This is a genomic window from Acinetobacter sp. Ac_3412 (genome assembly GCF_013072675.1).
Taxonomy (GTDB): Bacteria; Pseudomonadota; Gammaproteobacteria; order Pseudomonadales; family Moraxellaceae; genus Acinetobacter; species Acinetobacter higginsii.
The window spans coordinates 807837-830603 of the sequence record NZ_LXUJ01000007.1 but is presented as its reverse complement, the minus strand read 5'-3'; the positions used below and the strand labels follow the sequence as shown (position 1 = coordinate 830603).

At 40.7% G+C, this 22767-nt stretch carries 18 protein-coding genes; 8 read left to right on the top strand and 10 right to left on the bottom strand.

The features are described from left to right. The first annotated feature begins 2 nt into the window (after positions 1-2). On the top strand, positions 3-1139 hold the full coding sequence (locus tag A7P54_RS07500) for a YdcF family protein (protein ID WP_005203269.1): 1137 nt from the start codon (positions 3-5) through the stop codon (positions 1137-1139). Then, complete coding sequence (locus tag A7P54_RS07495; RefSeq protein ID WP_171549172.1) at positions 1139-2167, top strand: alpha/beta hydrolase; 1029 nt, start codon at positions 1139-1141, stop codon at positions 2165-2167. The genes A7P54_RS07500 and A7P54_RS07495 overlap by 1 nt, the downstream gene beginning before the upstream one ends. Positions 2168-2197: 30 nt before the next feature. Here the strand turns inward: A7P54_RS07495 and A7P54_RS07490 are convergent, their stop codons facing one another. Continuing rightward, a complete protein-coding gene (locus tag A7P54_RS07490) occupies positions 2198-3868 on the bottom strand; it encodes an FMN-binding glutamate synthase family protein (RefSeq protein WP_216077040.1) in 1671 nt (556 codons plus the stop codon). 272 nt (positions 3869-4140) lie between these two features. Between A7P54_RS07490 and A7P54_RS07485 the strand changes: the two genes are divergently transcribed. After that, positions 4141-4890, top strand: a complete 750-nt coding sequence (locus A7P54_RS07485) for an IclR family transcriptional regulator (protein ID WP_171549171.1) — start codon at positions 4141-4143, stop codon at positions 4888-4890. 44 nt (positions 4891-4934) lie between these two features. Here A7P54_RS07485 and A7P54_RS07480 read toward each other — a convergent pair whose 3' ends face one another. From A7P54_RS07480 to A7P54_RS18825, 4 genes are all read right to left on the bottom strand, one after another. Continuing rightward, entirely contained in the window at positions 4935-6431 is a 1497-nt protein-coding gene (locus A7P54_RS07480) for a CoA-acylating methylmalonate-semialdehyde dehydrogenase (protein WP_151716416.1), read from the bottom strand. A gap of 35 nt (positions 6432-6466) precedes the next feature. Then, complete coding sequence (locus A7P54_RS07475) at positions 6467-7630, bottom strand: iron-containing alcohol dehydrogenase (RefSeq protein WP_171549170.1); 1164 nt, start codon at positions 7628-7630, stop codon at positions 6467-6469. A 37-nt stretch (positions 7631-7667) separates the two neighbouring features. Further along, positions 7668-9059, bottom strand: coding sequence for a GntP family permease (locus tag A7P54_RS07470; protein ID WP_171549169.1), 1392 nt, complete (start codon positions 9057-9059; stop codon positions 7668-7670). Between the two features lie 440 nt (positions 9060-9499). Next, positions 9500-9733: a hypothetical protein gene (locus tag A7P54_RS18825; RefSeq protein WP_005189105.1), complete on the bottom strand. Its 234-nt coding sequence runs from the start codon at positions 9731-9733 to the stop codon at positions 9500-9502. 472 nt (positions 9734-10205) lie between these two features. Here A7P54_RS18825 and hppD point away from each other — a divergent pair, with 472 nt between their 5' ends. Then, positions 10206-11261, top strand: coding sequence for a 4-hydroxyphenylpyruvate dioxygenase (hppD, locus tag A7P54_RS07460; protein ID WP_005189102.1), 1056 nt, complete (start codon positions 10206-10208; stop codon positions 11259-11261). 68 nt (positions 11262-11329) lie between these two features. Here hppD and A7P54_RS07455 read toward each other — a convergent pair whose 3' ends face one another. From A7P54_RS07455 to fahA, 4 genes are all read right to left on the bottom strand, one after another. Continuing rightward, positions 11330-12109, bottom strand: a complete 780-nt coding sequence (locus A7P54_RS07455; RefSeq protein WP_171549168.1) for an IclR family transcriptional regulator — start codon at positions 12107-12109, stop codon at positions 11330-11332. Between the two features lie 283 nt (positions 12110-12392). Then, positions 12393-12941 (bottom strand): VOC family protein, encoded by a 549-nt coding sequence (locus A7P54_RS07450; protein WP_004653219.1) that lies wholly within the window; start codon positions 12939-12941, stop codon positions 12393-12395. A 19-nt stretch (positions 12942-12960) separates the two neighbouring features. Further along, entirely contained in the window at positions 12961-13593 is a 633-nt protein-coding gene (gene maiA / locus A7P54_RS07445) for a maleylacetoacetate isomerase (protein WP_171549167.1), read from the bottom strand. Then, on the bottom strand, positions 13580-14884 hold the full coding sequence (gene fahA / locus A7P54_RS07440) for a fumarylacetoacetase (RefSeq protein ID WP_171549166.1): 1305 nt from the start codon (positions 14882-14884) through the stop codon (positions 13580-13582). The genes maiA and fahA overlap by 14 nt, the downstream gene beginning before the upstream one ends. Positions 14885-15240: 356 nt before the next feature. On the opposite strand from fahA, the gene A7P54_RS07435 reads away from it, so the two are divergent. Continuing rightward, positions 15241-16629 carry an amino acid permease gene (locus A7P54_RS07435; RefSeq protein WP_004807561.1) on the top strand — a complete coding sequence of 463 codons (1389 nt, stop codon included), beginning with the start codon at positions 15241-15243 and terminating at the stop codon, positions 16627-16629. Between the two features lie 294 nt (positions 16630-16923). Next, positions 16924-17859 (top strand): LysR substrate-binding domain-containing protein, encoded by a 936-nt coding sequence (locus A7P54_RS07430; protein ID WP_004807560.1) that lies wholly within the window; start codon positions 16924-16926, stop codon positions 17857-17859. Positions 17860-17955: 96 nt separating this feature from the next. Here A7P54_RS07430 and A7P54_RS07425 read toward each other — a convergent pair whose 3' ends face one another. Further along, on the bottom strand, positions 17956-19620 hold the full coding sequence (locus A7P54_RS07425; RefSeq protein ID WP_171549165.1) for a BCCT family transporter: 1665 nt from the start codon (positions 19618-19620) through the stop codon (positions 17956-17958). 523 nt (positions 19621-20143) lie between these two features. Between A7P54_RS07425 and A7P54_RS07420 the strand changes: the two genes are divergently transcribed. Together A7P54_RS07420 and A7P54_RS07415 are read left to right on the top strand one after the other, a co-directional pair. Then, a complete protein-coding gene (locus tag A7P54_RS07420; RefSeq protein ID WP_171549164.1) occupies positions 20144-21334 on the top strand; it encodes an aromatic ring-hydroxylating dioxygenase subunit alpha in 1191 nt (396 codons plus the stop codon). 1 nt (position 21335) lies between these two features. Next, on the top strand, positions 21336-22766 hold the full coding sequence (locus tag A7P54_RS07415) for an aldehyde dehydrogenase family protein (RefSeq protein ID WP_171549163.1): 1431 nt from the start codon (positions 21336-21338) through the stop codon (positions 22764-22766). The last annotated feature ends 1 nt before the right edge of the window (position 22767 follow it).

Genomic DNA, 22767 nt, shown 5'->3' with positions numbered 1-22767 from the left:
CTATGGCGAAAGTACATTGGATGGTCAGTTTAGTACGGGTAATTACCATATTATTCGTGCTATTAGGCTGTTTTGTACTTTTTTTATATTCACCTTTTTACTCACAGTTTGTTGTAAAAGGTTTGAATCGTTTTGTTCCTGTAGATGTCAATGAAGTGGCGGCACAAAGTCAACGGCCAGCAGCCTTAAGTGAACATGAAACGCTTGAGCCAGGTTCTAATTTATGGATTGCTCGTCAGGCTTATTTGAAGCTTATGGAAAAAACCTTTCAATCTGAAAAATCAGAGGATTTAAGGTTAATTCAAGCGCGTTATAAATTGCTGCAAGAGTTGATTGCTGAAGAGCAAGAAAAAGAAAATCAGGATGAAAAAAAACAACCGAATATTCCATTAATGAGTGAACAGCAGCCTGATCAGGATCAAGAAAGTTCTGCAGTTGTGATCAATACGCCATTGGACTTTTTACAATGGAATACACCTGATAATCAGGCACTCATGGGGAAGTATATTGCCTTTTTAGAAACTTATCCGATCGCATTGCCTGTGAGCGAGGATGACAAAGATCAGACCAATAAAGACTTGATTGAACTCAAAAAAAACAAAGATAGTGCGGCCGAGCAACAAAGTATTTCGCAACCCAATGCAATCGTCGTATTGGGTGGCGGGTTGACGTTAGGTGCCAATGGTAAAGATATTGTAGTGAATAATTACACTCGCTTACGCTTAGAAAAAACATTACAAGTCGAGAAAAAATATGCATTACCAATCGTGCTGAGTGGTGTTGAAGCACCCTACATGCAAGCATGGTTAAAAGAGCGTGGTGTTGAAGCGAAGCTACTTGAAAATCGCAGTATGAATACTTGTGAAAACTCGCGATTTAGTTCTTTATTACTGCAAAAGAAAGGCGGCGCACCAACAGTGATCCTCATTACTGATGAATACCACATGCCACGTACTCGTCGCTTGTTTGCTTTAAATGGAATTGAAACGATTCCTGTCGTTGCTCCGATGCCAACAAAGCTAACCGAATGGCGTCCAAGTGAACAAAACTATGATCATAGCCGTCGTGCCAACTACGAAATGTTGGCAACAATACGTGATATGTTATTTGGCTCAAGTGATTGTCGAGAGATACCATAATGTCTGATCTTCCATTTTTAAATCCGACAATTTTAAAACAATTAGATTTACCTGTACCCAATCGAGAGACAACACCACAGGTGCTTGAACCTTTGGATTTATCTGGTGTCACTGAAATTTCGAAACCATTACAAGCCTATCGTAAATTATATGGCTTACATTTATTGGACTGTGAACATTGGCAGGGTTATGTAGAAATGCCATTGTTCCGCGTACATGTCCAAGTATTTCAGCCCAAACAACAGAAAATCCAAGGTACCGTGTGTTTGCTACATGGTTATTTAGAACATAGCGGTATTTACCAGCCGATTATTAAAGAGATTCTAGATCAGGGCTTTAGCATCGTCACTTACGATCTACCTGGACATGGTTTAAGCAATGGCTCACCAGCCAGTATTCAGAATTTTGATCATTATCAGCAAGTGTTACATGCAGTTTATGATGCCGTGCGTGGTGCGAAACAATTACCGAATCCGTGGCTAGGGATTGGACAGAGTACGGGAGGTGCTATTTGGATGCATCACTTACTTGAATATGCAGAACGCAGAGAAGATCCTATTGTCGATCGCGTATTATTGTTGTCGCCCTTGATCCGGCCTGCGAAAACGGCATGGTGGCACAACTCGGTTGGGCTAGGTATTATCCGTCGGATTAAAAGTCAAGTGCCACGACATTTCCGCCGTAATAATCATAATCCAGAGTTTCTACGTTTTGTTCGTTTAAAAGATCCTTTACAACCTCGTATGATGGGCATGGACTGGATTTTGGCAATGTCAAAATGGATGCTGGAAATGGAACAACGACCTGCATGTCGTATTCCTGTGTGGCTCGCACAGGGTGCTTTGGATCAAACCGTAGATTGGCGTTATAACATTGAATATATTCGCCGTAAGTTTAGATTGCAGACTTTATTGATGTTGGAAGAAGGTTCGCATCAATTAATTAATGAGCGTGCAGATATTCGTGCTGCACTGACAGGTTTAATTCCTGCTTTCCTGCATGCAAAACCAAATCACCACTATTACTAGTGGTGATTTTTATTTGCTTAAGCGTTTATATTAAAACTGATTGGCATCTGCCATTTTCCACATACGATAGTAGAAATTCTCGTCATCATTTAAATCGCTATGCAGTAATTCATTTTCCTTTAAGAAGAAGTGGATCTGTGCATAGTTTTTGATTTCGCGATCATTCATACGCTGTGCCAAATGATGCGCTTTAATGTCTGAGGGGTGATGTAAACCTGCAGCAGCAATCATTTCAGATAAAGCGTGTAGGGTGTTTTTATGGAAATTAAATACGCGTTCAGCCTTACTTGGAACATCAATGGCTTTTTGTCGATCTTTATCTTGTGTCGCAATACCCACGGGGCATTGGTTGGTATGGCAGCTTTGTGCTTGGATACAACCTACCGCAAACATAAAGCCACGTGCGGAATTGACCCAATCTGCACCTAAGGCAAAGGTACTGGCAATATCAAAGGCGCTGATCATTTTACCGCTGGCACCAATTTTGATTTGATCACGAAGTCCTGCACCCACCAGTGTATTGTGCACAAAGCGCAAACCTTCTCTGAGTGGCGTACCAATATAGTCACTAAACTCGATTGGTGCTGCGCCAGTCCCACCTTCAGAACCATCAACCACCACAAAGTCAGGTACAATTTTGGTTTCGAGCATGGCTTTGACAATGCTCATAAATTGCCACGGTTGGCCAATACATAATTTAAAGCCTACAGGTTTACCGCCTGAAAGCTCTCTGAGTTTTTGGATGAAATGCATCATTTCAATTGGGGTGTTAAAACTTGGATGCTTAGAAGGAGAAACGCAGTCATGATCTCTGGAAATACCTCGAATACGAGCAATTTCTTCGGTGATCTTATGCTTGGGTAAAATACCGCCGTGACCTGGTTTCGCGCCTTGTGATAGCTTGACCTCAATCATTTTAATATTCGGATTTTTGGCTTGCTGTGCAAATTTATCTGGATCAAATAAGCCTTCTGCTGTGCGGCAACCAAAATAACCACTGGCAATTTGCCAGACAATATCGCCACCATGCTCTAAATGGTAGGGACTCAGACTACCTTCACCTGTATCGTGGTAGAAGTTACCTAAATGTGCACCTTTGTTCAATGCTCGGATTGCGTTGGCACTCAGGCTACCAAAACTCATCGCAGAGATATTCATGATCGATGCGCTATAAGGCAGGCTACATTGCGCATTGCCAATCAGGACACGGAAAGATTCTGGATTAGCAGGAGGACACGGGGCAATGGAATGTACAATGAAACGGTAGTTTGGATCATAGACATCTATGATTGAACCAAATGGCTTATCTGCGTTTTCATTTTTTGCACGTTGGTATACCAAGCTACGTTGCATACGAGAAAAAGGCAGTGCATCTTGATCTGATTCAATGAAGTATTGACGAATTTCAGGGCGAACATCTTCAAAAAGAAAACGAAAATGTCCAAGAATTGGATAGTTTCTTAAGATGGCATGTTTCTTTTGCAGCAAATCGCGTAAACCAACAATGCTGAGCAACCCTGTGACTAACCAAAGACCGTTTAAAAGTGTATCGGATATAAAATAATAAATGGTATGTGGGGTATAGGTAAATTTAAACCAAGTAATGGTTAAAGCAGTAAAAATACAAAGAAACCAAACAGAATGTCTTGAAAAGAAAGTATTAAGTAATTTATGTCTTATAGCTTGCGCTGGACTAGCCATCGGCAGGAGATTCCCATAATGAAGCAACTGACAAACGATGCCAAGAAGCACACATAAGCTCAAGTAATGAATTGTTAGATATGAGAATTATTCTCTTATAAGCCAGCTTATTTGATTCTTTATTGGAAAGTAACTTTCCTGTTTATAGCGGAAGAATGACTTGAATCCATGTTCCTAACACGATTACTATCTTGAATATTGGTAACTTTCATAAATATAGATGTGCTGTATTCGAAAAGAAATTGGCGATATGCAGGTTTTGGGACTTAAAAATGAATAAAAAAGGTTCATCAATTACTCGAGTTTTAGACATTATTGAGGCAATTTCAACTGCAAAACATCCACCATCACCTTTAGATCTTTCAGTAGAGTTAGATATCCCAAAGCCAAGTATTCACCGTTTATTGCAAACCTTAGAACAAGAAAAGTTTGTGAAGACGGATATGTATGGTGGTTATATTTTAGGTGATCGCACCTATAAGCTGCTGATGAATGCTTGGGAGCAGGAACCTCGAAAGATGGAACGCTTGGCAATCCTGCAAAAACTATCTGATCAGATTAATGAAACCTGTGGTATTGCGATACTCAGTGATAATCAAATGCTCTACACCGACAGGGTTCAGGCGAATTGGCCGCTACAGGTGTATTTACCCGTTGGTGCGACAGTACCTTTGTGGTGTACTTCGAGTGGAAAACTGTTTTTAAGTTTTCAGCCTGTGAATCGCAGGAAAAATATATTAGAACATCTCCCGATTGTACAACTCACCAAAAATACCATTACCAATCCAGTATTACTTGAAGAAAATCTGGAGCAAATTTTTGTGGATAAACTTGGCACTGATAATGAAGAGTTTATTTCGGGGATGGTGGCGTGTTCAGTCCCGATTCAAAGAGCAGGTACCATTGTCGCATGCCTATATGTGCATGCACCCACAATAAGAAAGTCTCTTGAAGATCTAGTGGCTTATGAGCCCTTGTTACGTCAGGCGGCAAGTGATTTAAATAAACTGATCGATGTATAAAAAGAGTGAGCTGAATGCTCACTCTTTTCTAGTGAGTAAATAAATTAGTTGAGTGTCGGCATTGAAAATTGAGCGCCTTCACGAACATTGGTACTCGGCCAGCGTTGAGTAATGGTTTTACGACGCGTATAGAAACGAGCACCATCTGGTCCGTAGGCATGTAAATCACCAAACAGCGAACGCTTCCAACCGCCAAAACTATGATAAGCCACAGGCACTGGAAGTGGGATATTAATGCCGACCATTCCCACTTTAATATTATCGCTAAAATAGCGTGCGGCTTCTCCATCACGGGTATAAATACAGGTGCCGTTTCCATATTCATGATTGTCGATCAGGTCCATTGCCTCCTGCATGGTTTTTACACGGATGACTTGCAGTACGGGACCAAAGATCTCTTCTTTATAGCTGGTCATATTTGGTGTTACTTGATCAATTAGCGTTGCACCAACATAAAAACCATTTTCATAGCCTTCAGGTGCAGCATTTCGACCATCGACAATCACGCTGGCGCCTTGTTGTTCTGCACTATCAATATAGTTGACTACTTTGGCTTTATGTTGCGCCGTAATCACTGGACCAAAATCATTGTCTTTATTGGAATATGGACCATATTTGAGCAAATCAATTTCTTTGGATAATTTTGCAATCATTTGATCGGCAATGTCATCACCTACCGCGACTGCGACTGAAAGTGCCATGCAGCGTTCGCCAGATGAACCAAATGCTGCACCTAATAAAGAGCTGACTACATTATCTAAATCTGCATCAGGCATGACAATGGCATGGTTTTTTGCGCCCCCCAGTGCCTGACAGCGTTTACCTGCCGCAGTCGCGGTTTTATAGATATATTCTGCAATGGGTGTAGAACCGACAAAGCTAACAGCTTGAACACGTGGATCATGCAGCAAGGTATCAACTGCTTCTTTGTCTCCATTCACGACATTCAGTACGCCATCTGGGAGTCCTGCTTCTTTGAGCAGTTGGGCAATAAATAACGTTGATGAAGGATCACGCTCGGAAGGTTTAAGCACGAAAGTGTTTCCACACACAATGGCCATTGGGAACATCCACAATGGAACCATAACTGGAAAGTTAAATGGGGTAATCCCTGCAACAACCCCTAAAGGTTGAAACTCACTCCATGAGTCGATTGCAGGTCCGACATTCTTACTAAATTCACCTTTTAAAAATTCAGGGGCACTACAAGCATACTCAACATTTTCGATGCCACGTTGTAATTCGCCTGCGGCATCATGTCCGATTTTGCCATGCTCTTCACCAATCAGCTGGCAGATTTTTTCAGCATTGTTTTCCAGCAATTCCTTAAATTTAAACATGACGCGAGCCCGTTTGATCACTGGGGTATTGCGCCATTCTGGGAAAGCCGCTTCTGCCGCTGCAATTGCTTCCTCCACGGTTGCTTTGCTGGCAAGTGCGACTTCTTTTGTTTGTATGCCTAATGACGGGTTATAGATGGCTTGCGTGCGTGTATGTGCTGTATTGATTGCACCCTGAATAAAATGTCCAATGAGTTCCATGTGAATTTTTCCTCTGTTATAAAAAATGAAAGCGTTTATGCTGACCAAAGTTGTTGATACAAGCTGACCATTTGCTCAATCGTCGGCACAATAGGGTTATTGGATGGTGAACCTGAGGCAAGTGCTTGCTCGGCCATGGTCTGAACAACTTCATCAAAATATTGTTTGTCTACACCGAACTCAGCCAATGTGGGGACTTTCAAATCTTGATTAATCGCGATTAAGGTTTTTATGAGTTTTTGATTGGCGACCTCAATCGGATCATCTGCATGTGCACAACCTATTGCCTTGGCACAATCGGCGTAGCGTTCTGGTGCTGCCTGAATAGAAAACTCTGTGATAAGAGGAAGCAGCATTGCATTAGATAAGCCGTGCGGAACATGAAAGAAAGCACCAATGGGTCGGCTCATACCATGCACCAGTGCAACAGAGGCGTTTGAAAAAGCGATACCTGCCAAAGTAGAGCCAAGCATCATTTTTTCACGTGCTCGTTCATTGTTGGGTTGGTGATAAACGATCTGTAAATTTGGACCAATCAGTTTCATCGCTGCAAGCGCTTGTGCATCGCTATATGGGCTGGCTTTTTTGCTGACATAAGCTTCGATGGCATGGGTAAGTGCATCAATACCTGTATCTGCGGTTGTACGTGGAGGCAGAGATAGGGTGAGTTCGTAGTCGATAATCGCCGCGATTGGTAGAAAACCGAGCCCAGCACACAGCATTTTCTCACTAGTTTTATCATTGGTAATAATGGTAAAACGCGTGCATTCGGAACCTGTTCCTGCTGTGGTTGGAATAGCAATAATGGGCAGACCTAGCTCATTGACTTGTCTAGGGAATTTATAATCAGAGATGTCGCCACCGTGTTTGCTTAAGATACTAATCGCTTTGGCACTATCAATCGGGCTGCCACCACCAAACGCAATAATCGCATCATACTGCTGCGCCTGAATATATTTTACACCTGCTTCGATGGAGCTAGAGGTCGGCTCTGGAATGGTTTCAGCAAAATAGTCACTGTCTATATGTGCTGCTTTGAGTAGGTCTTGAATTTGCTTGATATAGCCAAGTGAAACCATCATTTTATCGGTAATAATCAGTGGTTTGCTTGCACCTAAGCTTTCTAGAATTATTGGAAGCTTCGCTCTCGCATTTTTTCCAATTTCCATAATCCTTGGAAGGTGAGTTGAAAATGACATTTTTAATTCTCCGTATTAACGTCAAAATTGATTGTTTTTAAAATGAACCGAATATTGTTCCCAATGTGATCACGCCACTCAGCGCAATCAATGGAATGATGACGGCGACAATGAACATGTCGTAATAAGATTGTTTATGGGTTAAACCACACAAGGTAATAATGGTGATCACAGCACCATTGTGAGGAAGTGAATCCAGGGCACCAGAAGCCATAGAGGCAACTCGATGCATCAGTTCGAGTGAAATGCCATGTTGGAAGGCCAAATCCTTATAGGTTTCTCCCATTGTATTCAGCGCAATACTCAAACCACCCGAAGCAGAACCCGTGATACCTGCTAATACATTGATCACGATTGCTTCTGAAATGAGTGGGTTGTTGGGAGCAATGCCGACAAGAAAGTCTCGTAAAATAATAAAGCCTGCCAAAGACGCAATCACTGAACCATAGCCGACTTCTGAGGCAGTATTAAAAATAGGTAGAAAGGATGAGGAAACACCTTGTTGGATTGAGTTTTTGATATCAACAATAGACTTCCAGTTTAGAACAATGATACTTACACAAGCCAAAACCAAAGCGCATATGATTGCCCAAAGTCCAATCACTGAATTAAGTGAGGTATTCCCAAATTGATCCGTTGCTAAATAGGCCGTATCAAGTGACGGCAAGATCAGTTTAGTGAGGACTAAGTTGCTCACAATCACGATGAAAATTGGAATAAACGCGACCATAAGACTTGGTTTGGCACTCGTTGGATTTTGTTCAAGATGACTTTCGAGATGGTTGCCATATCCTTCGAGACTTAAATCCGCTTTTTTAACTCGCCGATTGAGCCACCACATGCCTGTGATCAAGATAAAGATAGATGCTAAAACACCTAAACCAGGTGCAGCATAGAGATCAGTATCAAAAAAAGGCATTGGAATTGCATTTTGAATAGCTGGTGTGCCTGGTAATGCGGTCATGGTAAAGGTGAGTGCACCTAGCATAATCGCTGCGGGGATCAGGCGTTTAGGAATGCCGAGTTCTTTAAATAATGCCGAAGCAATCGGAAAAACTGCAAAACCGACAACAAAAAGTGAAACGCCTCCATAGGTTAAAATTGCACAAGACAGCACGATCGAAAGCATCGCTCTATGATGACCAAGCTTTTCAACAAAGAAATTGGCAATGGTTTGTGCAGATCCAGAATCTTCCATTAATTTTCCAAATACCGCACCTAGTAAAAATAGAGGGAAGTATTTGATGATATAACCGCCTAAATCTGTCATAAACACTTGGGAATAAAACCCAAGTAGTTGATCGCTGAGACCGCTCCATGCGACAGCAAATAATGCCAGGAAGGGCGCAAGTACGATTACGCTAAATCCTTTATATGCTAAATACATTAACAATATTAAGGACAAGACTATTCCAATTAGTCCTACCATTTTATACACCTATTCTTGTAGTTTTATATAATGATACGAAACGTATCATTATTAATGTATATAATTTAATCTAACTGAAGTCAAGTATCGAAATTAGCCTGAAGTAATTGGAAGGTTGGCTGATTTTATAAAAATAATTTTCGGGAGATGATGAATAGAAAACTTAGAAAAAGATAAAAATAAACGGATCATGTTTCTTTGGTAAATTTTAGATTGCATGCGGTTTTTTTCTTAAAAAATAAATCAAAAACAAAGTCCTATAAGAAAATTTTTGAGGAATCGTGTTTTAAAAATAAGAGTAAAAGAGAGTGATCAAGACCTTAGTGCTGATATGATCTAATTCAATATTTATTATTCACCCCACAATTTTTAATTGTTGTTTTGGTGGGGTGTTATGCTTTACGAAAGAATGTAGGAAAAGGTATTTCTCAGGCAAAAAATTACTCTAGCTCAAGCTGATAGTCATCTTTGGTGACTTTTATTTTAATCTTTTTATACTTTCTTTTATTCGGGTTTAAAGCCGAGTCAGTGACCTCAGTGGCGAAACTCGAATTTCCCATCAAGTCATAATAGGCCTTATAACCAATCAAGATCTTTTGCGGTCTACCACCATGTTCATGGCTATAGCTTTCAATGAGTTGAGTTAACTGTTCGAAAATCGAAGTTTGCGTCATGTCTAAAATATCTCATTCGCCTTTGTAAATCACAGGTTTAAGCTAATCGAACTTTGTTAAGGAAATAAGACAGGCAGTCTACTCACAATACATTTATTCTATCAGCTTGAGACCATGGTCTGATTTAGAGATATCGCCAATTATTCTTTAATAGCGACCTTTATTGGTAGAGCCAAATAGTAATAAAATTACACATAACATAATTAAATTATGTATTGCATAAATTTGGACTTTCTTGTAGCATGAATTTATAGCTGAGAGCCAAGATCAAGAATCATGATTTCTTCATTTGGCTGACTTATGGACGGAAAGGGCTTTAACACGGATGCTTTTACATACTTATAAAAACACCGGTCGCCTTTTCTGATAACGCATGTATAGGTTGATGCTTTTAGATAGCGATTAAGCAATTGAAGAATAAGACCTATACAGAGCATTAAACGGATGAATTTATCTAAATAAGGGAAACTAGATGGACATTTTAGATAACCCATTAGAATTATGTGGTTTTGCTTTTATTGAATTTGTTTCGACGGAAAACGGATTAGATCAGATCTTTGAGACCATCGGTTTTTCTAAAGTCGCAAAGCATAAGTCTAAAAAAGTTTATTTATGGCGTCAGGGTAATATCAACATTATCTTGAACTACCAGCCTGAATCTTATGCTTCATTCTTCTTTAAAGAACATGGCCCTTCAGCCTGTGCAATGGGTTTTAGAACTCGTGATGCAGCCAAAGCATTTAGCAAAGCCGTGGAGCTTGGTGCAGAACCAATGTATTCACAAGCTGGGCCAATGGAATTAAATATCCCTGCGATTAAAGGGATTGGTGGCATGCCAATTTTCCTTGTGGATCGTGATATCTATGAAAATGACTTCGTTTTCTTTGATGATGCGGACAGAAATCCAAAAGGTGCAGGCCTGAACGAAATCGACCATTTAACCCATAACGTTTATAAAGGACGTATGGAGTATTGGGCGAACTTCTACGAAAAAATCTTTAACTTCCAAGAAATCCGCTACTTTGATATCAAAGGCGAATATACAGGTCTAACCTCTAAAGCCTTAACTGCACCAGATGGCATGATTCGTATTCCATTGAATGAAGATTCAGACAAGGGCAACGGTCAAATTGCAGAGTTCTTGGCAGATTTCAATGGTGAAGGCATTCAGCATATCGCGTTTATTACCGATGACTTGCTTTCAACATGGGACAAGTTAAAAGGGATCGGCATGCAGTTTATGACCGCACCACCTGAAACCTACTATGAAATGTTGAAAGAGCGTTTACCGAATCATGGCGAGCCAACGGAAGAACTGCAAAAACGCGGTATCTTGTTGGATGGCAATACCAAAGATGGTCAGAAAAAACTGTTGTTGCAGATTTTCTCGCAAAACATGCTAGGGCCTGTGTTCTTTGAATTTATTCAACGTAAAGATGATGATGGCTTTGGTGAAGGAAACTTCAAGGCATTGTTTGAATCCATCGAACGTGACCAGATCCGCCGTGGTGTACTAGAAGCAAAATAATTCAGCTCAAAGCTTGAAACAAAAAAGCCAAGAAGTTCGCTTCTTGGCTTTTTTATATGGATGAAAAATTAACGGGTTTGAATATATTGATTGATTGCTGCAACTTCACGTTTAAACAATTCTAAGTTCTCACTGCCTTCATGAACCGAGAAAAACATTTCACTGTCCAATGCCACAATACAAAACTCCATTGAATGATGCGCATTAAAGATCGGTAGACCCACTGCATTAATCCCGACCAGAAGATCACCCTGAGCAATCGACATGCCATGTTGCAGAACATTTTCTTTTAATACTAAGAACTCATCCCAATCGGTCGGTTTAATCGGGTAATGGTTATGAGCCGCTTTTTCCCATTCCGCTTGTATCAACGGCTTAATCACGGCTTCAGGCATATAAGAGGCAAACACACGACCCGCTGCGGAATTGACCAATGGCATGATTGAACCAACCTTGGTCACAATCGAAATCGGGTGATTTGATTCAATTGATTGAACCACTAAAGGTCCTTTAGGTGACCATTTACTGATTTGAATACCACAGCCAATCTTGTTTTGTAATTCATAAATCAGGTGCTGAACCAGCTGTAATACATCGGTATGCTGGATACAGTTCAAGCCTAAACGCCATGCTTGATCGCCTAAGGCATACTGACCATCGGTGAGCTGCTTGGCGTAATTCATGCGAATCAGACTGACCAGATAACGGTGTACCTTGGCAGGGTGCATATCCAGTTTGCTGGATAGATCTTTTAATATAATGGGCTTGTTATGCTCTAAAAGGGCATTCAGTACCGCTAAACCGACCTCAAGTGATTGAACCCCACCAGATAACTTTTCTTCAATCATTCAATAACCCTTAAGCTGCGTGCTTTCACGCCGTGTTTGTTGCTGTCAATCATGGACAATTTACATCCAGCACATAATGCCTGAGCAGTTGGCAAAATAGAAATCATCTTTTTAAATGAATCAAATCGGTGAATTGCATAAGCATACAATTGTTTTTAGAGAGATTGCACGCAATTTTGCTGAGCCTACTATGCCTTAAAAACATACAAAATGCTTTAAATTTAGACCATAAAAAAAGGCATTAACATTTTACAACGCTAATGCCAAATTCATGGAACTGGATTTATGCACCGAGTTCATCTTCGTGTAAGAAATGAGTATGGTGTGGTGCACGTTTGGTACGGCTCCACTCATCCAGCATTTCTAATTTCATTTCTTCGGTAATTCGTGCAATCTTGGCATCGGCATGGACATCATTATAGGTCAGTTCCAGACGATGACCATTTGGATCGAAGAAGTAAATCGAATGGAAGATACCATGGTTGGTCACCCCTAATACCTTCACGTCATTGGCTTCGAGATGTGCTTTTGCTGCCATCAGTGCATCTAAATCCTCTACTTCAAAAGCAATATGTTGTACCCATTGCGGTGTATTTTCATCACGGCCCATATCTGGTTGCGTCGGCAGTTCAAAAAATGCCAATACATTGCCTTGGCCCGCGTCTAGAAACAAATGCATATACGGGTCAAAGGCTTTGGTGGATGGCACATGGTCTTCTGCAAATGCCAAAATGAAATCCATATGCAGCATTTTTTTGTACCATTCGACGGTTTCTTTCGCATCTTTACAGCGATAAGCCACATGATGAATTTTTTTAATTGCAAAGCTCATGATAAAACTCCTTTTATCTCTATTCCCAATCTGGTTGTTGTTCTGGGGTCGCATTCAAGAATGCGGGAAGGGTTAAGCAATGTTGGTAGATCGACTCAATCTTGAGAAAAGCACTTAAATCGATTTTAAAGCGCTTGGCGTTATAGACTTGAGGAATCAAACAGCAGTCGGCAAAAGTCGGCTGTGAGCCAAAACAGAATTGCCCATTGGAATGCTGTAATTGCATTTCTAAGCTGTGAAAGCCTTCTAAAATCCAATGTCGGTACCACAGTGTTTTTTGCTCGTTACTGATCGCAAGATCGTTTTGCAGGTACTTCAACACTCTCAAGTTATTGATTGGATGAATGTCACAGGCAATGCTTTGTGCAAAGGCGCGGACTTTGGCGCGTTCCACTAGATCTTTAGGTAACAGTGCTTTGGCTGGATAGCATTCTTCCAGATATTCCAAAATGCTGAGCGACTGGGTAAAGGGCTGATCTTGGTCAAGCAGCGTTGGCACCAACTGACTCGGATTGAGGGCACGATAACTTGCCAGTTGCTGCTCATTTTTAACGAGATGCACTGCTTCAGTTTCATAGGGCAACGCTTTCAGGTTGAGTGCAATACGTACCCGATAAGCCGCGGAGCTACGAAAGTAACTATACAGTTTCATAGCGTTCGTCCTTTTGTTCATTAAAACGAAAGTGACGTGCTGGTAAAATGGTATTGGCAACTTCACCAAAGCCCACGCGAATTCCATCTTTTTCACAGTAGCCTTTCATCACGACACGGTCACCATCTTCCAAGAAACCTCGCTTTTCGCCGTTGGAAAGGGTGAGCGGTTTGCTGGTATTCCAAGTCAGTTCCAGTAAGCTGCCATAAGAGTCTTCAGTTGGGCCTGAAATCGTGCCTGAACCCATTAAATCACCGACTTGGACATTACAGCCTGCAATAGTGTGATGGGTCAGTTGCTGTGCCATTGACCAATACATATATTTGAAGTTGGTTTGGCAAATCACATTAGACTGTGAAGATTGAGGGGTTTGAACTTCAACACTAAGCTGAATATCATAGCTGTTTGCGGTGTTTTCTTGTAGATAGCCTAATGGTTTTGGTTGTTGCTCCGGACCTTTGACTTTAAATGGTTCAAGCGCTTCCATGGTCACCACCCACGGTGAGATGGCACTGGCAAAGGTTTTGGCATTGAAAGGGCCTAAAGGGACATATTCCCATTGTTGAATATCACGTGCTGACCAATCATTCAGCAACACCATACCGAAGATATGTTCCCATGCGTTTTCAATGGCAATCGGCTCGCCCAATTCAGTTGCTTTACCCACGACAAAAGCAGTTTCTAATTCAAAGTCGAGTTTACGTGTCGCCGAGAACATAGGACGTTCTTCATTCGGTAATTTGATTTGTCCTGAAGGGCGCACAATGTCTTTACCGCTGACAATCACAGAACTGGCACGACCGTTATAGCCGACAGGCAATTCGCTCCAGTTCGGCAATAGCGCATTTTTAGGGTCTCTAAACATGGTACCGACATTGGTGGCATGTTCTTTCGATGAATAGAAGTCGGTATAGCCAGGTACATGAATCGGTAAATGTAAAACCACATCTTCTTGTTTAAACAAGACTTGCTGACGTAAATCTGCATCATCACGTAAGGTCGGATTTTCCGCAGACAATAAGCTTTGCACAGTGCTGCGAACCGTATGCCAATTGTGTTTGCCTGTTTCAATAAATTTATTCAATGTTGGCTGATTAAAGCAGTTTACTGTTGTGAGCTGTAATAAGCCTTTTTGCTCTAATGCGGCAAGGTCAAGCACCCATTCACCAATTGCAACGCCAACGCGTTTTTCACCTTGTGCTGTCTCGCTGAAAATGCCGTATGGCAAATTATGTATTGTGAAATCTGATTGGGCATCAATCTCAAGAAAAGAAGTTAAATGATGTGCCATGATTCGCTTTCCTTGTCTTTAATTCTGTCGGTCTAATCTGGTTATTTAGGGAGTGTTTTGATTAAGCGATTGAAAGATAAAATGATGTATAGGTTTTTATCGGTCAATTCTAGTTTGCTTAGAGCAAAAATCCCTGTGTCTTAATTTCTATCATACTTAAAATAATTAATTACGCAATACATAATTTAATTACATTATTCATAATATTTGTTATTTATTGAATTTTCTGTTTATATGCGCGGTTATTCGAAAAGTGAATTAATTATTTTTCGGGTTAGATATAGGCATTTGTGATTAACTTATGATATACGTAATTTTAGACAGAAAAATTACGCGACACGGATGAGAATAATCATATGTCAAAACAGGAGCAAGGAAACCTGAACCCAGGTTTAAGCAATCGGCATATCCAGCTTATTGCGCTAGGTGGTGCGATTGGCACAGGTTTGTTTCTAGGTATCTCACAATCGATTAAGCTGGCTGGCCCATCGGTCATTCTGGGTTATGCGATTGCAGGGCTCATTGCATTTTTAATGATGCGACAGTTAGGTGAAATGGTGGTACAAGAGCCAGTCAGTGGTTCATTTAGCCATTTTGCTTATAAATACTGGGGCTCATTTGCAGGTTTCATGTCAGGTTGGAACTATTGGGTACTCAATGTTCTGGTCTGTATGGCTGAGCTCACGGCGATTGGGTTATATATTCAATATTGGTGGCCTGAAATCCCGACATGGGTTTCGGCATTGGCCTTTTTTATCTTAATTAACGGTATCAACCTTTTGCATGTCAAGTTTTTTGGTGAAATGGAGTTTTGGTTCTCTATCATCAAAATTTTAGCAATCTTGGCCATGATTGGTTTTGGTTCGTATTTACTTGCAACAGGAACAGCAGGGCCACAAGCTGGTATCAGTAATCTTTGGGCATTGGGTGGATTCTTTCCATTTGGTGTAGAAGGTCTGGTCATGGCCATGGCAGTGATCATTTTCGCCTTTGGTGGAATTGAGTTATTTGGTATCACTGCGGCAGAAGCACGTGATCCTGATAAAACCTTGCCGAAAGCAGTAAATCAAATTATCTACCGTATTTTGATTTTCTATATTGCAACGCTTTTCATCTTATTCGCACTGTTCCCTTGGAACCAAATGGCACAAGGTGGTAGCCCATTTGTGATGGTCTTTGCATCATTAGATAGCCAAGGCGTGGCAACAATGCTGAACTTTGTGATCTTGACTGCGGCTGTATCTGTTTATAACGGAACCAGTTATTGCAGTAGCCGTATGTTATTGGGCTTGGCTCAACAAGGTAATGCACCTAAATTCCTTAAGAAAATCAACAAACGTGGTATTCCGACCAATGCGGTGTATGTATCTGCATTTGTGACAGTGCTGTGTGTATTGTTGAACTATGCATTTCCTGAGAAAGCATTTGGTTTATTGATGATGTTGGTGGTTGCAGCGATTGTGATTAACTGGGTGGTGATTTCATGGACGCATTTAAAGTTCCGTAAAGCCATGCAAGCGCAAGGGCTAACGACTAAGTTCCCAAGTATTGCTTATCCATTCAGTAATTATCTATGCATTATTTTTATGCTTAGTATTCTTGTGGTGATGTCAATGACTGCAGATATGCGTATCGCGGTCATGATGATTCCCGCATGGATTCTGTGTTTGATGTTGGCCTATTATTTGAAGCAGCGTAAGTTAAGAAATGCTCAGCCGAGTGTGGCGTTGAATACAGATGCTTAAGTTGTAAATTGATCGTTAAAAAGGGCTGAAAATTCAGCCCTTTTTGTTTTTATGTTGGGCAAATTATTTTGAATGAGAAAAACTCATGCATCTATTTGTTTTTCTCACTTTTTATCGATTGTGATTTATGAGACTTTATCGAAATTAAAAAAATGAAATAATTTATTACTTGGATAATAAGTTAATTGAGTGACATCACAAGGAAGTCCGTTTGAACCTTTAGCCACCTTTACTTGAACAAGGTGGTTAACACAGGTGTTCGACATCGACATAGAGGACAAATAAGGAGCGTCCATGAGAATTAAACCATTGCCACCCATGAACAGTTTGATTGTATTTGAGGCAGCAGCACGCCATCTGAGTTTTACGCAGGCTGCGAATGAACTGAATGTGACTCAAGGTGCAATAAGTCGTCAGATTAGGCAACTCGAAGAATATCTAGGGAAGGAGTTATTTGTCCGTGCCAATCGCAATCTTGTTTTAACGCCCACAGGCTTACAATATTATCAAACCATATACAGTGCTTTACAGGATGTGTCTCAGGCAACAGCCGAAATTAAAAAATGGCAGGGTGAGCATCAGGTGACTGTTGTTACAACCAATGCTATGGCAGCCTTGTGGTTATTACCCAAAGTGGCGAGTTTTCAACAAAATGAAGGCATTGATTTAAGAATATTAACCACTGAGAATATTCTTGACCTGCATAAAATGGATTGTGACCTAGCTTTATTTTATTGCAAAGTACCACCAATCGAGATGAAAGTTACGCCTTTATTCCCTGAAGAAGTTTTTCCTGTCTGTAGTCCTGCTTATCTTGCTCAATTTCAGGATAAAAGCCCTGAAAATATCTTTGGAAAGAGTTTATTGTCTTTGGATGAATCGCAAAAGGATTGGGTAAATTGGGCTGAATGGTTTGCTTTGGTGGGATATCCGATGTTCAAGCCCAAAAGCAGAGTCAATATTAATAATTACCCATTACTCATTCAGGCTGCTATTAATGGGCAGGGTGTAGCTTTGGCATGGGGTTCTCTAGTCGATGATTATTTAGAAAGTGGGGCATTGGTTCGTCCTGTTGAAACCGTATTACGCACCCAAGCGAATTTCTGTATGTTAGAACCTACTGATCGAGGGGTTATTCCTTCTACAGTCAAACAGTTCCGTCATTGGCTTTTAGAGCAGTTGCCAGGGCAAGTTGGGCAGAAAGGTTTGAATGAGCTGTTAATGGACTAGCAATATATTTAAGCGAAAACAGCTTTTCCAGCTTATGCTATAAAAAAGAGAACCGCTTAAAAAGGGTTCTCTTTTTTATATGTAGATTCCATAAAGTTAAATTTTGGTTTCACTTTCAGGATGCTTTGGCACAACACCAATATTAGAAATGTCTTCCTGTTTAAATGCCTTCATTAAGGCAAACATTGAAATAGTGAGGAAAACGATAATTGGAAAGCCAAACAGAATAACAGCGGCTTGAATTGTTTTTAGTCCACCTGCATAGAGTAAACCTAAACTAATTGCGGTAACGAATAGACACCAAATGATTCGAATACGAATAGGTGTATCCTTTTCGGAACGCGTATCTAGAAAACACAGCACATGGGTACCCGCATCTTGTGAAGTTACAAGATAGGTAATCAGTAACAGACAGGTCGCCATACTGAGGATTGATCCAAATAATCCACTATCTATGGCATTAAATAATTCAAATACAGCCAGCGTATTATCTTGTTGAGTTGCTTTTACAATGGGTCCACCCTTAAATTCAACAGCAGCAGGTGTGACTGTTGATGTTTGAGATGCAATCGTATCCGTAGATGGTGCGATATGATTTTCAATCAATGCGGTTTGTTGTTCAAAACTTTTACGAGCATCTTGTTCAATTTTGAGGGCAGAACCACCAAATACTGCAAACCAAAAGAAAGTCACTAAAGTTGGAACAATCAGCACACCTGAAATGAGTTGGCGAATGGTACGTCCTTTAGAAATTTTGGCAATAAACATTCCTACAAACGGCGCCCATGTCGGCCACCATAACCAGTAGAACGCGGTCCACCAATTTTGCCATTCTGAATCTTTTTGGGCATCACTCCATAAACTCATCCCAATAAAGTGCGATGTATAGTTGCCAATGCCTTCGATATATGAATTGGTGATATAGCGTGCAGGGCCGATAAACATCAGAATCAAAATGAGCAAGATGGACAAGATAATATTAACTTCTGAAAGACGGCGCATACCTGTGCCGATACCACGCACAACCGAGAAGGTCGCAATACTCGACAATGAAATCATGAGAATAAATTGAACAGTAACGCTGACTTCTATATCAAAAACTTTATGCAAGCCTGCATTAATCTGTAATACACCGATGGCGAGTGTTTGTGAAATGCCGAAGGTTGTAATAATAATCACAAGTATGTCAACGATATGCCCGATTGGGCCATAAATACGATCGCCAATGATAGGATGCAAGATTGAACGTAATGAAAAGGGCAAGCCTTTGCGAAATGAAAAATAGGCAATGGCTAAAGCGGCTAAACAATAAATGGACCAGGCGTGTAAACCCCAATGAAAATAGGAAATTTGCATTGCCATACTGGCTGCTTCATCCGTTAAGCCTTTGGTAAAAGGGTTGCTTGCATAATGGTTCATCGGTTCGGCGACACCCCAAAACACCAAACCAACTCCCATAGCACAAGAAAATAGCATGGAAATCCATGCAAAATAGCTATATTCAGGTTTATCTGTATCTTTCCCGATTTTAAGTAAGCCGTATCTGCTACACATTACATACAGCAGGAAAAAGCACATTGCCGATACAGAAGACAAAATAAACCACTTCATATTGTGTAATAAAATACTGGATAGATCGGCGAATATTTTTCCCGCGGAATCTGCGCAAACAGCACAAAATATAACGAATGCAACTACAAATACTTTTGAAATTATTGAAACAACTGAATGAGAATCAGTGGCCTCTGTTGTTGTACGCATAACTCCTCCTTGGATGCGTTGCAAATAGCTAAAAACTATTAGCTATCAGATGCGAATAATACAGAGTAGTAATGAGGAGGAAGAACACTCAACTGATTTATTCTCATTCATCAGTGAGTTTTAATCATGGGAGATGATTAGCGCTCTTGCATAAGTCTTTTTTAAGCTGTAGTGAATTCGCAACGAAAGTCCCTTTTCCTTTTAAAAGGATGAGCATCGTTACGCGCAAGCGGGAGAGAATTTATATGAAGAATCCCCCTCATCCTAATAAGGAACTCTCAGCAACAATTTTTATTAATGATGGATCATTCTTCGATTGTTCAAAGAACTCTATTTTTTAATATTTAATTTGGTCATAAAAAATAAATCTGAAGAGCATGATTAAAACTCATAGATACCAAGCTAAAAAGTCGTTTGTGGGACAACCCGATATTTAACACAATCTCCAAAGAAATAGCAGAGTGTGCAAATCATCTCAGCGCAGGGAGTTCTGCATTCGTTTAAATATAAGGGAGATCATCAGATGAATAGTCGAGTTAGCCAACAATTAATTACGGTTCAGCAAGTTGATAATGTTTTAAATCCAATTACTGAATCTAATGGCATGCCAAATTTGGCTTATACCAGCAATGAATATTTTAATTTCGAACGTGACAATATTTTAAGTAAAACATGGGTATGTGTGGGTTTTGCTTCAGATTTACCTAAAAATAGTTATGTAAAGCCAGTGAATTTTATGGGTATGCCATTGGTCATGATGCGTAACCGTGATGGCTTAGTTCAGGTATTTCATAATGTATGCAGCCATCGTGGCATGCAACTGGTACATGATGAAGGTACGATTGAAGGGGTTATTCGCTGTCCATACCATTCATGGAGTTATGACCTAAATGGTAATTTGAAAGGTACTCCGCATGTCGGTGGAATTGGTCAGCACAAAGATGCTCGTTTTAAGTGTGAAAAACATGGTTTAAAAGCACTTCGTTCAGCAATTTGGATGGATATGGTATTCGTCAATATTTCTGGCGATGCAGCAACATTTGAATCGCATATTGCACCTTTGGTGGAGCGTTGGAAACCTTTCTTGGGCGAAAATGGTTTAAAGCTCATCCGTAGTAGCAATGTGGGTTCACATTTTGAACTTCCAGTAAAAAGCAATTGGAAGCTTACCGTTGAAAATTATTGTGAAGCCTATCATTTACCTTGGGTACATCCAGCACTAAATACTTACTCCAAACTTGAAGATCATTACAACATTATGTTCGAAGATCGCTTTGCAGGTCAGGGTAGTTATAAATATAACCTATCAGCGACAGCAGGCACCCATTTACCAAAATTCCCAACTTGGCCTGAAGATCAATTACGCCATGCAGAATATGTTGCTGTATTTCCAAACGTATTGTTAGGTATTCAAGCTGATCATGCATTTGCCATGATGATTGATCCAATTGCGCCAGAACAGACCATAGAAAGGCTTCGCCTATATTACGTCAGCGATGAGTCTCTAAATGCCAAATATGATGCATGCCGTGAAGCAACATTAGAATCATGGAAGGTAGTTTTTGCTGAAGATGTTTTTGCTGTCGAAAATATGCAGAAAGGTCGTCATTCACCAGGTTTTGGTGGAGGTGTTTTTTCTCCTGAAATGGATTTGCCAACACACTTTTTCCAGAAGTGGTTAGCGACTCAGGCTAAAGCTGCGTTGGAGGCCTAACATGCAACATTACTTGAACTATGTGAATGGTCAGTGGCGAGATGCTGCACACCAATTTGAGGTGATCAACCCTGCTACAGCTCATGTTTTTGCAACCGTAGCACGTGCAAGTATCGAAGACGCAGATGCAGCAATGGCTGCGGCTAGAGGTTGTGTAAACAGTGGTGCACTAATTGATGTACGTCCTGCACAACGTACAACTTGGATGTTAAAAGCAGCAGCAGCCATTCGTGAAATTGCAGAAGAGGGCGCTCTCATTCTTTGTCGTGAAAACGGTAAAAATATTGATACGGCACGTGAAGAATTCGATGAAGCTGCTCGCTATTTCGAATACTACGCAGGTATGGCAGATAAAATTGAAGGAATCTCAGTCCCTTTAGGTAAAGATTATATTGATTTCACTTCGTATATTCCAATGGGTGTATCGGTTCAGATCGTACCTTGGAACTTTCCTGTTTCGATCTGTGCACGTTCACTTGCACCAGCTTTAGCAGCTGGCAATGCGGTGGTGATTAAGTCACCTGAAGTTTCGCCGTTAGGAATGGTTTTACTCATCAAAGCCATTGAGCAAGCTGGTTTTCCACAAGGTGCAGTGAACTTACTGTGTGGTAAAGGGTCAGAAGTTGGCACCCATCTGGTTAAACATCAAGAGACTAATCAGATTGTATTCACGGGTTCCGTTGTAACAGGCCAACGCATTTTGAAAGATGCGGCTGAACGTGCTACACCTTCTGTAATGGAGTTAGGTGGTAAGTCAGCGGCTATCGCTTTTTCAGATGTTGATCTAGAGCAGTTACTACGTAGCGTTAAAGTCGGAATTTTTTATAACTCTGGGCAAGTCTGCTCAGCGATGTCTCGGTTATTAGTACATCGTAGTCGCTATGAAGAAGTTAAGGCAGCCGTTATTCATCTGGCAGAAAACCTAACAATAGGCATTGGTGAAAGTAATGCAGAACTTACACCAGTTGTTTCTAAAGATCAGCAGCAACAGATTCTTAGCATGATTGATAAGGCTCGTGAAGAAGGTGCAAAAATCTTAACGGGTGGTCAAGCTGCAGATCTAGACGGCTATTTTGTCTTACCTACGATTATTGAAGCAAAAGCAGATATGTCGATTGCTCAGGAAGAAGTGTTTGGTCCTGTAATGGTAATCATGCCTTTTGATGATGAAGACCAAGCCGTTGCGATTGCTAATGGTACGGACTTCGGTCTTGTCGCTGGTGTGTTTGGTGAAAGTCTAAATCAAACACTCCGAGTTGCAAATCGTCTTATTGCAGGTCAGGTCTTTATTAATGAATGGTTTGCAGGTGGTATTGAAACACCGTTTGGTGGCGTGGGCTTATCAGGTTTTGGTCGTGAAAAAGGGCAGGAAGCCATCTACAGTTATGTTCAGACTCGTAACATCGGTATTCGTTTGAAACATAGCGTGTAAT